General features: G+C 72.3%; 9 protein-coding genes. 5 read left to right on the top strand and 4 right to left on the bottom strand.

Translation table 11 applies throughout. The annotated features are described in order from the left end of the window. Positions 1–333 precede the first annotated feature (333 nt). The 4 genes from ACPA54_RS13120 (at position 334) to ACPA54_RS13105 (ending at position 6,341) form a co-directional block, all read left to right on the top strand. Positions 334–1,011 carry a TetR/AcrR family transcriptional regulator gene (locus ACPA54_RS13120; RefSeq protein ID WP_423529199.1) on the top strand — a complete coding sequence of 226 codons (678 nt, stop codon included), beginning with the start codon at positions 334–336 and terminating at the stop codon, positions 1,009–1,011. A gap of 359 nt (positions 1,012–1,370) precedes the next feature. Continuing rightward, the gene (locus tag ACPA54_RS13115) at positions 1,371–2,639 is read left to right on the top strand and encodes an ABC transporter substrate-binding protein (protein WP_423529197.1); all 1,269 of its coding nucleotides are present in this window, start codon (positions 1,371–1,373) and stop codon (positions 2,637–2,639) included. 124 nt (positions 2,640–2,763) lie between these two features. After that, positions 2,764–5,535, top strand: a complete 2,772-nt coding sequence (locus ACPA54_RS13110; protein WP_423529195.1) for an ABC transporter permease subunit — start codon at positions 2,764–2,766, stop codon at positions 5,533–5,535. Next, positions 5,532–6,341: an ABC transporter ATP-binding protein gene (locus ACPA54_RS13105; RefSeq protein ID WP_423529193.1), complete on the top strand. Its 810-nt coding sequence runs from the start codon at positions 5,532–5,534 to the stop codon at positions 6,339–6,341. Before ACPA54_RS13110 ends, ACPA54_RS13105 begins: the two co-directional genes overlap by 4 nt. Positions 6,342–6,401: 60 nt before the next feature. On the opposite strand, the gene ACPA54_RS13100 is transcribed toward ACPA54_RS13105, so the two are convergent. From ACPA54_RS13100 to ACPA54_RS13090, 3 genes are all read right to left on the bottom strand, one after another. Next, positions 6,402–8,945, bottom strand: a complete 2,544-nt coding sequence (locus ACPA54_RS13100; protein WP_423529191.1) for an FtsX-like permease family protein — start codon at positions 8,943–8,945, stop codon at positions 6,402–6,404. Further along, positions 8,945–9,631 (bottom strand): ArsR/SmtB family transcription factor, encoded by a 687-nt coding sequence (locus ACPA54_RS13095; RefSeq protein WP_423529189.1) that lies wholly within the window; start codon positions 9,629–9,631, stop codon positions 8,945–8,947. The genes ACPA54_RS13100 and ACPA54_RS13095 overlap by 1 nt, the downstream gene beginning before the upstream one ends. 120 nt (positions 9,632–9,751) lie before the next feature. Next, a complete protein-coding gene (locus tag ACPA54_RS13090) occupies positions 9,752–10,057 on the bottom strand; it encodes a putative quinol monooxygenase (RefSeq protein WP_423529187.1) in 306 nt (101 codons plus the stop codon). A 790-nt stretch (positions 10,058–10,847) separates the two neighbouring features. Between ACPA54_RS13090 and ACPA54_RS13085 the strand changes: the two genes are divergently transcribed. Continuing rightward, positions 10,848–11,078 carry a hypothetical protein gene (locus ACPA54_RS13085; RefSeq protein ID WP_423529186.1) on the top strand — a complete coding sequence of 77 codons (231 nt, stop codon included), beginning with the start codon at positions 10,848–10,850 and terminating at the stop codon, positions 11,076–11,078. Between the two features lie 39 nt (positions 11,079–11,117). On the opposite strand, the gene ACPA54_RS13080 is transcribed toward ACPA54_RS13085, so the two are convergent. Beyond that, positions 11,118–12,344, bottom strand: a complete 1,227-nt coding sequence (locus tag ACPA54_RS13080; protein WP_423529184.1) for an acyltransferase — start codon at positions 12,342–12,344, stop codon at positions 11,118–11,120. Positions 12,345–12,430 lie beyond the last annotated feature (86 nt).

Below are 12,430 nucleotides of genomic sequence, written 5' to 3'. Positions count from 1 at the left end.
ATTGCCGGGTGGATCGGGGCCCGGCGTGGTGCGCGAGGGGGCTCGGAGGCCGGCCGGGCGGCCTCGGGAGCGGCATTTCGCGACGTGCCGAAACCGGGTTTCAGTAAAATATCACATAGAATGCAGGGCTTGTTTTCGGACGCTCGTGAAAACGATTTCCAGTCAAAACCGTGATGTCCGTCACACTAACGGGTGATGGCCGGGTCATCTCGCGGGGGTGGACGGGCGTGCGGGGCATCGTCGGCGGGAGTCGCCGGGCGGGTACGGAGGGGCGTGCGAGGGCGGCGCGACCGGGATCATCGGCGTGGTCCGCCTGGCTCTACAGTTGTCGCCATGTCCAGTAGCGCGCGGGCGGGTGGGGCGGCCGCCGCGAATCCCCGGAACGGCAACAGCTCGGGCAATGCGACCCGGGCCAAGCTGCTGCGCACCGCCGAGCGGCTGTTCGCGAAGAATGGCATCGACGGCGTTTCGGTCCGCGACATCACCGGCGCGGCGGACGCGAACAGTGCCGCCGTCCACTACCACTTCGGGTCCAAGCAGGACCTGATCGCGGCGATCCTGCACAGCCGCATGGCGGATCTCGGCGTGCGCCGCGAACGGCTGCTCGCCGATCTGGAGGCCGACGACCGGCCCGCGCTGCGCGACGTGGTCGAGGCGCTGCTGCTGCCGACCGTCGAACTGAGCCGCGACCGCCGCGGCGGCGGGCACCACTACCTGGGCTTCCTGGTCGCCGTCGGCGAACACCCGCGGTCGATGCACCTGATCACCGACGAACTCGACCCGCTCACCGCGCGCTACGTCGCGGTGCTGGCCCGCACGCTGCCGGAAGTCCCGCACGAGGTCCTGATGTTCCGGTTCGGCGTGGCGAAGGACCTGATGAACCGGGTGCTGCGGCAGGGCGCGGTGCGCGAGTGGCTGCGCCGGCACGCGTCCGAGGACGACGCGGTGCTGGTCGACCGGCTCGCGGACTTCCTGGTGGGTGCGTTCGCCGCGCCCGTGCACGGGGCCTGATCCGGACCCGAGGCCGGTCTCGGCCGGACCGGGGTGGGGTCCTCAGCCGGCGCGGGGTGCCCCTGCCAGGTCATCAACGGAGGACATCTCTGTCCCGCAACGGCTCTTGACGATGCGTCAGGCCGGGCACAGAATCACCAATCTCAGCCAGTCGTTTGATCGACATGCCGCCCGGGGGAGGCGTGTCGGCCCGGCCGCGGGCGCCCGGTGAGGGCACTGCGGAACGGGTTCCGCACGGCAGTTCTCGCACATCACGTACGGCAGCACCGCACTGGAAACGATCTCGTCCGATCCGTCTCCGTCAGGTGAACGACCGAATTCCGCCAGGCACCGTCCCGGCGGTCCGTGAGGGGGAATTCATGCCACGTCTCCTGCGCGCCGCGGGGCTGGTGCTCGTGCCGGTCCTGCTGGTGGCCGGCTGCAACTCGTCGACGGCGAAGAAATCCGATGCCCCGCAGGGCAGTCAGGCCGCGAGCGGTCCGGGGTCCACCGACCCGATCAAAATCGGCGGTGTGGTCTCCAAGACCTCGGCATCCGGCTACACCAAGAAGGACACCGACCTCGGCGCGAAGGCCCGCTTCATGCTGGCCAACGACGAAGGCGGCGTCAACGGCCGCAAGATCGACTACATCGGCGCCGAAGACGACGGGCAGGACCCTGCCCGGACCGTCACGGCGGTGCGCAAACTCGTGCAGCAGGACAAGGTGTTCGCGGTCGTCCCGGTGAACACCACGACGATCTCCGGCTCGGCCGACTTCCTCCAGCAGAACAAGGTGCCCTACATCGGGTGGGGCACGCTGCCCGCGTTCTGCCAGAAGGAATACGGCATGGGCTACAACGGCTGCCTGGTCCCGGGCCCCGGCGGCAGCGTCAACACCTCGTGGCCGGGCCTGATCACGGCGGTCCTGGGCGGCAATGCGCAGGGCAAGAGCGTGGCGCTGATCAGCCAGGACACCGACGCGGGCAAGTTCGGCCTGCGGACCTACCAAGTGGCTTTCCCGCCCGGCGGCTTCACGGTCTCGTACGCGAAGGCCACGGTGCCCGGGCAGACGGTGCCCACGGACTGGAGCCCGTGGGTGAACGAGATCATGTCGAGCAACAACGGCAAAGCACCCGACGTGGTCGTGTCGATCATGCAGACTCCCGCGAACATCGGCCTGTTCACCGCGCTCAAGCGGGCCGGCTACCAGGGCATGCTCACCGACGCGACGGACTACGACCCGGCGCTGCTCAAGCAGGCGTCGTCGAAGGACGCGCTGCAGGACGTCCAGGTGTTCGTGCAGAACATGCCGTTCGAGTCGGACGCCCCGGATATGGCCAAGTTCAAGGAGTACATCTCCAAGGCGAACGGCTCGCCGGTGACCGAGTGGAACCAGTCGATGATGGTCGGCTGGAACTCCGCGGACCTGTTCGTGTCCATCGCCAGGAAGGCCGGGCCGAACCTCACCGTCGACTCGTACCAGGCCGCCGCGCAGAACTTCCAGGACAGCTACGCCCTGGTCGGCGACCGCAAGTTCCCGCAGGGCCGGAAGGACTCCTTCGGCTGCGGCGCGATGGTGCAGCTCAAGAGCGACCAGTACCGGATCACCGCGCCCTACAAGTGCTACCCGACCGTGCCGTTCACCTGACGGTGCCGCCGGGGCCCCGGTGCCCCGGCAGGGATCCCGGTCCGGCCGCCGCACCCCGGCGTGTCGGGCGGGCCGGGACCCCGTCCCCGTCGTACGCCGACCGTCGAGGGAGCGTCACCGGCACATGAACGAGTTCGTCGCGTTCGTCATCAGCGGCCTGGTCACCGGGGCGATCTACGCCCTGCTGGCCTCCGGCCTGGTCCTCGCCTACTCGGCCTCGGGAGTGCTGAACTTCGCCCACGGGGCCACCGCTTTCCTGTCCGCGCTCACGTTCTACGAACTCCACGAAGGGCTCGGCTGGCCCGCGGTGCCCGCCGCGCTGGCCACCGTCTTCGTGTTCGCGCCCGCTCTCGGGCTGCTGCTCGACCGCGTCATGTTCCGCAGACTGGCGGCGCTCGGCGAGATCCCGCAGATCGTCGCGACCATCGGCCTGCTCGTGGCGCTGCCCGCACTCGGGCTGTGGATCGTCAAGCTGCTCACCGACGCGGGCGTCGATCTGGCGCCCGCCGAGAACCAGTTCGGGCTGCCCGGGGTCGGGCCCAGCCCGGCGAAGCACTGGAAGCTCATGCACGGCGTGGGCATCGACTCGGACCAGCTCATCACCTGGATCGTCACCGCGGTCGTGGCGATCGCGCTGTGGATCCTCATGCGGCACACGCCGCTCGGGCTGCGGCTGCGCGCGTCCGTGGACAGCCGCACGCTGACCGAACTGCGCGGGGTCAGTGCCGACCGGCTGTCCGGGATCGCCTGGATGATCTCGTCGGGCCTCGCGGGCGCGGTCGGCGTGCTGGCCGTGCCGATGCTGTCGCTCAGTTCGGTCGACTACACGCTGTTCCTGTTCGTGTCCGCGGCCGCCGCGGTCCTCGGCCGCTTCAAGTCGGTGCCCATCGCGTTCGGCGGCGGCCTGCTGCTCGGCGTCGTGCAGAACCTGGTGGCGGGCTACGCGCCGTCGTGGACCGAGAAGATCACCGGGTTCCGCACGTCGGTGCCGTTCGTGCTGCTGTTCGTCGGCTTGCTGGTGCTGTCGCGGTCCAAGCGCAGCGCGGGCACCGCGGCGGTCGACGCGCCGCCGCCCGACTACCTGGCGGGGATGCCGCCGCTGCGGCGCTGGGCGCCGTGGATCGCCGCGTGGCTGTTCGCCGCGGTGAGCCTCTACACCTGGACCACCGCGTTCTGGATCGGCCTCATCGCGCAAGGGCTCGCCGCCGCACTGGTGTTCCTGTCGTTCACCGTGGTGACCGGGCTCGGCGGAATGGTGAGCCTGGCCCAGGCCACATTCGTGACGGCGTCGGCGCTGACCGCGGGGCTGCTGATGAGCCACGGGGTGTCGTTCTTCCTCGCGCTGGTCGTGGGGACGCTGGTGGCCGTCGTGCTCGGCGTGGTGGTGGCGCTGCCCGCGCTGCGGCTGTCCGGGCGGATGCTCGCGCTGGCGACATTGGCGTTGGCGTTTCTCGGCGACCAAGTGCTCTTCCAGATGCGGTGGTTCCGCAACGGCGACGCCGGGTGGGCCGTCCCGCGGCCGGTGATCGGGCCGGTCGACCTGAACGACGACCGGGCGCTCGGCTTGGCGCTGCTGGTGATCGTCGCGGCTGTGGTGGTGCTGGTCCGGAACCTGGAGAACTCCGCGTCCGGCCGGGCCATGCTCGCGGTGCGGTCCGCGCCGCCCGCGGCGATGGCGTCCGGGGTGTCGATCGTGCGGACGAAGCTCGCGCTGTTCGCGATCTCCGCGGGGATCGCCGGGTTCGGCGGCGTGTTCTGGGCGTCGTTCAACACCCGGATCACGGCGGGTGAGTTCACCGCGATGAACGGTCTGGTGTGGTTGGCGATCGTGGTCGCCGCCGGGATCCGGCGCCCGCAGTTCGCGGTGGTGGCCGGGCTGACGTTCGGGCTGTTCCCGCACGTCATGGAGGAGTACGTCACCTCATCGCCGCACGTCCCCGTCATCCTGTTCGGTCTTGCGGGCCTGGCGCTCGCCGGGAACCCGGAGGGCTGGTGCGTGCAGATGGCCGAGGCCGGACACACCCTGCGGGCCCGCATCGGCGGGGGCGGCAAACCGTCGGTCCCCAAGCCGCGCGTCGCGGTGGCCGAGCAGCCGGAGGAACCCGCCGCGGCGAACGAGCACGACGCGGATGTGCTGCTGCGCCTGCGCGGCATCCGGGCCGGCTACGGCGATGTCGAAGTGCTGCACGGCGTCGACCTGGACGTCCGTGCCGGATCGATCCTGGCGCTGCTCGGCGCCAACGGCGCGGGCAAGTCGACGACGTGTGCGGTGGCTGCCGGGCTCGTCGTCCCGACCTCGGGCACCGTGGAACTCGCGGGCCAGGGCGGCGTGATGCGCGACATCACGCGGCTGTCGGCAGTGCGCCGGTCCCGTGACGGTGTGCTGCTCGCGCCGGAGGGACGCGGCATCTTCCCGTCGCTCACCATCGACGAGAACCTGACGATGTGGCTGCGTTCCGCCGACGAACGCGCCCGGGTGTACGAACGCTTCCCGGGCCTGGCCGCGCGACGCAAGGTGCCCGCCGGATCGCTGTCCGGCGGCGAACAGCAGCAGCTCGCGATCGCGCCGCTGCTGGTGCGCCCGCCGCGCGTGCTGATTGCCGACGAACCGTCGCTCGGCTTGGCGCCGCTGGTGGTCGAGGAGATTTTTCGGTTCGTCGTCGAACTCCGGGATATGGGAGTGGCATTGCTGCTCGTGGAGGAGAAGGCGTCGGAGATCCTCACGGTCGCGGACGAGGTGGCGTTCATGAGCGTCGGCCGCGTGTCCTGGCGCGGGCCCCGCGCCGAGGTCGACGAAGCACGGCTGACCGCCGCGTATCTCGGCATCGAAACCGCGGATCGCGAGCGGACCGACCGGACGGCCGCGGCAGTGCGGGACGAGGTGACGCCGGCATGACGCAACTCGGCACCGAGGCTCCCTTGGCGGGTCCCGGCTCGGCGGCGGTGCTGCGGGCCGCGCACGTCGGAGTGCGGTTCGGCGGCATCACCGCGCTCGACGACGTCAGCGTGGAGGTGCGTCCCGGCGAGGTGTGCGGGCTCATCGGCCCCAACGGCGCGGGCAAAACGACGCTGTTCGACGTGCTGTCGGGCATCCGGCGGCCGGATTCCGGCGTCGTGGAGTTCGGCGGCGCCGACGTGTCGGCGCGCGGTCCCGTGTGGCGGGCCCGGCACGGGATGCGGCGGACGTTCCAGCGGCAGCAGTTGTTCGGGCGGCTGACCGTGCTCGACAACCTGATCGTGGCCGAGGAATGGCGCGGCGGAGGCGGCGGCATCGCGGCGGACCTGCTGGCGCTGCCGTCCCGGCGCCGCCGCGAGCGGGAGCGGCGGGCACGGGCCGAGGAGGTCCTCGACCTGTGCGGGCTCGCCGAACTGCGGGACGTCCACGCGGGCACGTTGCCCGTCGGCCAGGCGCGGATGGTCGAACTCGCGCGTGCCGTGGTCGATACCCCGCGGGTGCTGCTGCTCGACGAACCCGCCTCGGGGATGTCGCAGACGGAGAGCGGGTGGCTCGGCGAGGTCGTCCGGCGGCTGGTCGAGCACGAGCATTGCGCGGTGCTGCTGGTCGAGCACGACGTGGCTTTCGTCATGGGGCTCGCCTCCCGGGTCGTCGTGCTCAACCTGGGCACGGTGCTTGCCGAGGGCACTCCGGCGGAGGTGCGGGCGAACCAGGCCGTGCGGGACGCCTATCTCGGCGGGAGCTGAACGTACGTCGGTGGGGCAGGCCTTCGCGGCCTGCCCCACCGACGTGTGCGTCCTGGCTCCCTATTCCTTGGTGCCGATCGCGTCCGCAGGCCGGGTGCGCAGCGCGAGCCGGGCGGGCAGTGCGGTCGAGGCGAGGGCGAGGGCCGCGCCCGCCGCGACGATCGCGGCGTAACCGAGGAGCGGGATGGAGGGGGTGCCCGAGCCGGTCATGCCGGTCGCGTAGGCGCTCAGCGTGGCCCACGCCACCGCCGTGCCCAGCGCGATGGCGACCAGCGCGGTCATCAGGGTCTCCCAGCGGACCATGCGCAGGATCTGCCGCCGGGTCATGCCGACCAGCCGCATCAGCGCGAACTCGCGGGACCGGGCCGCGGTGGCCATGACCAGCGTGTTGACCACGGCGATGGCGGTGAAGGCGATGATCAGGCCCATGGCCACGTAGTTGATCTGCGCCTGCGTGCTCTGCTGGTCTTTGCGCACCGCGTCGACCTCGGCCCGGTCGAGGACCCGCATGCCCGGGACGGCGCGGACGGCGGCGTCCAGTACGGCGCGGGGGCTGTCGGCGACCACCAGGACCTGCGCGGCCAGCGGGTTGTCGACGTGCGCCGCGACCAGGTCGCGGGACATCGTCAGGTCGCCGAAGCCGAGGCCGCGTTCGTAGACGGCCGCGACGGTGAGCGGGACCTTCGTGCCGTCGCCGAGGGTGACCACCAGCGGGTCGCCCGGGTGAACGTGCTTGAGGCGCTGGACTTCCTTGCTGACCGCGACCGTGGTGTCGGACAGGTCGGCGAGCCGGCCTTCGGTGGTCTTCAGGTCGAGGACCCGGTCGATGCCCGCGGCGGTGACGCCCTGCGCGGGGAACTTGTCCGCGCCGGTCCGCACGGTGGTGTGCACGACCTCGGCGGCGGCGGTCACGCCCGGCACGGCGCGGACCGCGTCCACGGCGCTGCGCGGGACGCCGGGGCCCGCGGAGGCGACCACGTAGTCGGCGCGGCTGCCGGCCGCGACCTGCTCGTCGGCGGCGTGCGCGACGGTCGTCTGGGCGAACAGGATCGTCGAGCTCATCGCCACGGCGAGGGCGAGCGGGGTGACGACGGCGGCGGTCCGCTGGGCCCGGGCACGGTTGTTGCTCGCCGCGAGCCGGCCGGCGACCGGCGAGACCAGTCGCATCGGGACGGCCAGCACCGCGGTTGCCGCGCGGGCAAGCAGCGGGCCGAGCAGTGCGATGGCGCCCGCGGCGAGGACGACGGAGAGGAAGGTCACGGGCGTTGCCGCGGCGTCGGTGTGCAGGACGCGCACGACCAGGACCAGGACGGCGTACCCGACGGCGAGCAGCACGCCCAGGAGCGTGCGGACGACACCCAGGCGGGGTGTCTCGACCGCCGCGTCCGCGAGGGCTTCCGTCGGGCGGATACGGGCCGGGCGCCGCGCCGAGATACGCGCCGCGGCCCAGCCGGCCAGTGTGGTGGTCAGCACGGCGGCGAGCAACGGGAAGGGGCTGAGCGTGAGGTCGAGGGTGCGGGGCATGGCGCCGACCGCGACGAAGCGGGCGTAGATCCAACGGGCCAGGCCGAGTCCGGCGAACGTGCCGACGGCGCTTGCCGCGAGGCCGACGAGGAGCGCTTCGAGGCCGACCATGCGGCGGATCTGCTTGGGCGTGGCACCGACCGCACGGAGCAGGGCGACCTCGCGGCGGCGCTGCTGGAGCGACAGGGCGAAGGTGCCGGACACCACGAGGATCGCGACGAGCAGCGAGGTGCCGGCCATCGCGCCGCCGAGGCTGACGAGGGTGACGCGGGCCTTGCGGGCGTCGAGGAACTCCGCGGGGCCGCGGTCGTCGCCGGTGCGGACCTGCGCTCCGGTGCCGCGCAGCGTCGTGCGGATGTGGCCGGCGACCTCGGCGGAGTCGGCTCCGGGGGCCAGACGGATGCCGAGGGCGGCCACCTGGCCCGGGTGCGCGGCGAGCCGGGCGGCTTCCGGAGCGGCGAAGAACAGCGCGGACTGCCGGGTGAGTTCGGGCTTTCCGGCGGGGGTGGCGAGGCCCGACACGCGGTAGACGGCGGGCGCCCCGGTGGACTGGACGGTCACCCGGGCGCCGACGCCGAGGCCGGCGCGGGCGGCGAGTCCGGCGTCCAGGACGACCTCGTCGGCGGCCCGCGGTGCCTGGCCCGCGGAGAGGCTGAACGGGGTCAGGACCGCGGAGTCCCAGGCGTGGCCCCAGGACGGACCGCCGTCGGGCCCGTCGAGCGGGGTGCCGCCCGCGGTGAACACGGTCGCCGGGAAGGTCAGTTCGGGGACCACCGCGGCGACGCCCGGGATGCCGCGGAGCCGGTCGGCGGTGTCGGCGGCCAGCCAGGCACGCTCGGTGAGGGGCTTCGCCTTGTCCTTCTCCTTGCCCTTCTTGTGCTTCGTCCAGTGCAGGTTCTGGTCGGCGGTGACGACCACGGGGGTGCCGGCGTAGCGCTCGGTGGGGATACCGCCGCGTATTCCGGTCTCCAGGAGGGCACCGCACGCGGTGACGAGCGCGGCGGCGCAGAAGAGCGCGACGAACGCGCCGATGAAGCCGCCCTTGCGGGCGCGCAGGGTCGACCAGGCGAGGGCGAACATCACGCCTCCTCGGGCGATGCGGGGGACTCAGGGGACAAAGGGAGCTCAGGGGACTCAGGGAGCTCAGAGGACTCAGGGGACTCGGAGGTCTCGGGGGCCTCGGGGTCAGGCGAGGGGAAGGCCAGGAAGCGGGTCTGGACGGTGCGGACGTCCCGTGCCGCGGCGCCGTCCGGGCGCTTGTAGCGCTTCACCAGGGCGATGAACTCTTCGAAGAATTCCCGGAGTTCCTCGGTGGTGACGTGGATCGTTCCGCGCGAGTGCGGGGTGTCCGCCCATGGGTCGTCCGCGCCGGTCGCGTCCTGGTGCCGGACGAAGTCGGCGAGGTCGGCGGCGAACGCCTGGCGGGTCATCTCGTCGACGGCGGCCCGGATTTCCGGCGACTGCGCGGCACGCGGCGGGAAGCGGAGGTCCTGGCGGACGGCCTGCCACCAGCGCTCCCGGCCGTGCGGGCTGTCGATCTCCTCGACGAAGCCGTGCCGGGCGAGTTCGCGCAGGTGGTAGCTGGTGGCGCCGGTGTTGAGCGCGAGGGCGCGGGCGAGGCCGGCGGAGGTCGCGGGGCCGTGCGCGGCGAGGTGCCGCATGATGCGGCCGCGGCGCGGGTGCGCGAGCACCTTGAGGGCGGCGAGGTCGTTCAGCTCGCGGGGCGGGGGACCGCCCGGGGCGGGGTCGGTCGGCGTGGTGGCCATGCAGGTAACGCTACGTAGTGCACAAGTACCTGTGCACTGGAGCCAGCACCCCGGTTCCGTTCGGGGGCTGGCCCCAGTGCGCCGCCGGCCGCGGTTCGGTGCGGACGGCGGCGGTGGAGGCTACGCGCCCGTGGCCGACGTGCGGGTCGTGACCGCGTACACGTTGGCGTCGACGCCGATCAGCTTCGGCAGGTAGCGCTCGTTGAACGCGTCTTCGTACGGCATCTTGCGGTGCGCTTCGAACAGCTCGGGGGTCTCCCAGGCCTCGAAGAAGCGGAAGGTGTTGGGGCGCTCGATCTCCTCGGCCCACCAGTACTCGACACAGCCGGCGTCCTGGCGGCTCAGTTCGCTGACCGCGAGGAGGCCCTCCAGGACCTCGTCGCGGTCTTCCGGCTTGAACGACAGAAATCCGCTGATGACCAGCATGTTCTTCCTCCGTGGCGGCAGTTGCGGGCAGTGCGTGGCGGCGCCCGGGGAGGCGCGCCGGGCGCCATCCTGCGGGACCGCGCGCAAAGTCGGAAGAGAGATCCGGGGTCCGGGGCCCTTGCGGAATTGATACCCCCACGGGGTATGTTCCCGGCTCGCCCGCCCCACCGGAAGGGGAGAAGGTCATGTCCGGATCCCACAGTCCGACCTCGCCGCCTCGCCGCCTCGCCGCCTCGCCGCAGCGCCGGCGCGGTCCGGCGGCGCGGGTCGGGCAGGGCGGACGCTGCCGATGTGGAGTCGGCGGCGGAGCAGATGACGACGGCCGCGCGAGCTGTCCGTGCTGCCGAGGGGCGGCCTTCCGCAGCGAACCGACCGAAGAACCGGATGCAGACGAGCCACAGCCACCGCGGGAAGCGGTGGCCGTGGCTCGTTTTTGCGGTGTTCTTGGTTCGCTGTGCCGGCGCCGCCCGCGTCAGCGTCGGAACGGCCACCACGAGCGCTTGGGCTCCGGCGGGCACGCGCAGCGCTGGGCCTTCGGCACGCCGGAGAGGACCTGGTCGACGTGCTGACCGCACCCGGCGTAGGTGGCCTTTCCGCACTTGGAACACGCGACTCGACGGCACACGGCGGCGATCCTTCCCGGAACCTGAGGACGCGGCCGGACGGCCGCTCCCCCCAGGATACCCTGGGGGGTAATTTTGGCCGCGATCCCGGGCAGGATGGGACAGTCGCGAAGGGTCCGCCGGCGGGCCCCGCGGCGGTGTCGGAGGGGGCCGGTAGCGTGCCGCGGATGAGTATCGAACGCATCGCGGGCAGCGGCGCCGACGTCGCCGTCCGTTTGTCGCCGGAGGCCGTCGCGCGCGTGCAGGGCCTCATCGGTTTGGGCCTCGCCGCGTCGCTGGAGGACTACGTCGCCGACTCGGTCCGGAACCGGCTCGCCGGGTTCCAGGAGATCGGCGCCGGAATCACCGGCCATCCCGAGGGCGACCCCAAGGAGTGGGTGGTTCCGCACCGCCGCTGACGGCGCACCGGCCGCGCCCGCCCGGGCGCGGCCCCGTGCTCACAGCGCGGCGGTCGCGTGCCGCCGGACCCGGTGCCCGGCCGGCTTGGCCGCCGGCCTGCGTTCCCGGCCCACCAGCAGCGACGCCGGGGAACGGCCGATGAGGTACGCCGCCGCGCCGGACAGCCCGGCCACGATGCCCCACAGCACGAGCGTGGCGGGCAGCGGCGGCAGCGGCAGCCACGCCGCGAAGCCCGACATCTCCAGCAGCCGCAGCACCATGGGGTGCACCAGGTAGATGCCGAACGCGATGTCCACGCCTCCCGCCACCGCGGCGCGGCCCGGGGCGCCGTGCGCCGCCCACCGGGCGCAGAGCGTGTACAGCCCCCACACCACCGCCGCACCCCACAGCAGGCTCACCGGCTGCAGCGCGTTGGAGGCGGCGACCGGGCTCATGCCGTCGGCCATGTTCCCGCGGAAGGCCCCGTAGGTGACCGCCAGGACCGCGACGACCGCGCCCGCGCAGAGGCGCGTGTGGGTGCTGACCCAGTGGTGGAAGGCGTCGAAGTGCACGGCCGCGAGGGCGCCCGCGACCAGGAAGAACGCGTAGGTCGGGAAGAACGCGAAGCCGTGCTCGCGGTAGAACTCCGCGGGGGCCCACCCCAGCGGATCCGGCGCGAAGACCACGGCCAGCGAAGCGGCCTGGAGCGCCGCGGCGCCCGCGATCAGCCGCCCGTGCCGGCCGCGGGTCCGCCGCACCAGCAGGCGGAACAGCGGGAACAGCACGGCGACCTGGAGCGAGACCAGCAGGAAGTACAGGTGGTACCAGGCACCGCCCCAGACGACGACGTCGCGCAGGTCATGCAGGGCGGCTCCGGGGTCGTGCGCGATGCGCCAGCGGTCCCCGAGCGACCAGTAGGCCACGCTCCACGCCAGGTAGGGGATGCCGATGAGGCGCAGGCGGCGGCCGATGAAGCGGCCGGGGTGCAAGGGGCGGTCGTACCAGGCGTAGAACAGCACGAAGGTGCTGACGAAGAAGAACACCATGCGCATGCTGTGCAGCATCAGCTGCCCGAACGAGGGCGCGGCCCCGGGGAACGGGTAGGTCGTCCCGCTCACGTGCACCAGGACCACGGCGAGAAACGCCACGACCCGCATCAGGTCGACGTGCGTGAGATGGGCCCGCCCCTTGCGCGGGCCGGATTCCCGGTCGTGCGGGGCCTGCCCTCCTTCCCCCGTCACCGGGAGCAGAAGGGCCTGGTCACCGCCACGACTCGGGGTACTCACCCCTGCACCATGCAAGATCCAGGTGAGTGCCCCATGAGAGCCTGCTGGGAGCCACCTGAGTGCGGCCTCGGACGAAGCGCCATATA

Source organism: Uniformispora flossi (assembly GCF_049534875.1).
In the GTDB taxonomy this organism is placed as follows: Bacteria; Actinomycetota; Actinomycetes; order Streptomycetales; family Streptomycetaceae; genus Yinghuangia; species Yinghuangia aomiensis.
This window is presented reverse-complemented; position numbering and strand designations above follow the sequence as displayed.

Excerpts from the sequence above, each read along its gene's own strand:
- ACPA54_RS13120 (WP_423529199.1), top strand. The coding sequence starts at position 334 with ATGTCCAGTAGCGCGCGGGCGGGTGGGGCGGCCGCCGCGAATCCCCGG.
- ACPA54_RS13115 (WP_423529197.1), top strand. The coding sequence starts at position 1,371 with ATGCCACGTCTCCTGCGCGCCGCGGGGCTGGTGCTCGTGCCGGTCCTG.
- ACPA54_RS13110 (WP_423529195.1), top strand. The coding sequence starts at position 2,764 with ATGAACGAGTTCGTCGCGTTCGTCATCAGCGGCCTGGTCACCGGGGCG.
- ACPA54_RS13105 (WP_423529193.1), top strand. The coding sequence starts at position 5,532 with ATGACGCAACTCGGCACCGAGGCTCCCTTGGCGGGTCCCGGCTCGGCG.
- ACPA54_RS13100 (WP_423529191.1), bottom strand. The coding sequence starts at position 8,945 with ATGTTCGCCCTCGCCTGGTCGACCCTGCGCGCCCGCAAGGGCGGCTTC.
- ACPA54_RS13095 (WP_423529189.1), bottom strand. The coding sequence starts at position 9,631 with ATGGCCACCACGCCGACCGACCCCGCCCCGGGCGGTCCCCCGCCCCGC.
- ACPA54_RS13090 (WP_423529187.1), bottom strand. The coding sequence starts at position 10,057 with ATGCTGGTCATCAGCGGATTTCTGTCGTTCAAGCCGGAAGACCGCGAC.
- ACPA54_RS13085 (WP_423529186.1), top strand. The coding sequence starts at position 10,848 with ATGAGTATCGAACGCATCGCGGGCAGCGGCGCCGACGTCGCCGTCCGT.